The sequence below is a fragment of the Clostridium tanneri genome, from assembly GCF_033659955.1.
GTDB lineage: Bacteria > Bacillota > Clostridia > Clostridiales > Clostridiaceae > Clostridium_AM > Clostridium_AM tanneri.
The window spans coordinates 1-610 of record NZ_JARUJP010000085.1; the positions used below are offsets into that span (position 1 = coordinate 1).

1 protein-coding gene is annotated in these 610 nt (G+C 34.6%); it reads right to left on the minus strand.

The genetic code is table 11. The features are described 5' to 3' along the window. The coding region (locus P8V03_RS19040; RefSeq protein WP_318799379.1) for a phage head spike fiber domain-containing protein at positions 1-610 on the minus strand (610 nt) is incomplete at both ends.

Genomic DNA, 610 nt, shown 5'->3' on the forward strand with positions numbered 1-610 from the left:
TTTTCTACTAGGCTGTATCTGCTTGGTACATTCCCCTCTTCCAGCTGTATACAGTCAAAATAAGCAGTTCCAGACTCCTCTATAATTCCAAGACATGCACTTACATTTGCAGTATCAGCATTATCTGGAAGGGAAAATCTAATATAATATCTTGACCATTGATTTGTACCTTGAATATATGTGGATTCGAAGGTGTTATATTTTCCTGAAGTGTCTTTGTAACTTATAAATAGAGCTGCTCCTCCATTACTTGTTTTTGTAATATCCTTGGTTTTAACATAGGCTGAAAGGACATAGGATTTTTTTCTTACAAGACCACTAAGCCACTGTTGATAAAAATCTCTGCTGCTGTTAGTATCTTTAGTGATTTTAAGGCTTTTTGTTCCCATATAAGCTTCTTCAGTAGTAATGTTACCTTTTATTTGATCAATACTTACACCTCTCCAACTAGCTTTTTCCCAATGGGAGGTATTTAGTTCTACGCTATGATTTCTTATATAGTTTTTGCTAAACTTCTGAACTCTTGAAGCTGCTGTAAGCTTATTGTACAAGTTCTTATTGCTGTCATCATACCTGTAAACTTCAGCACTTTCATCACTGTTTTTAATAC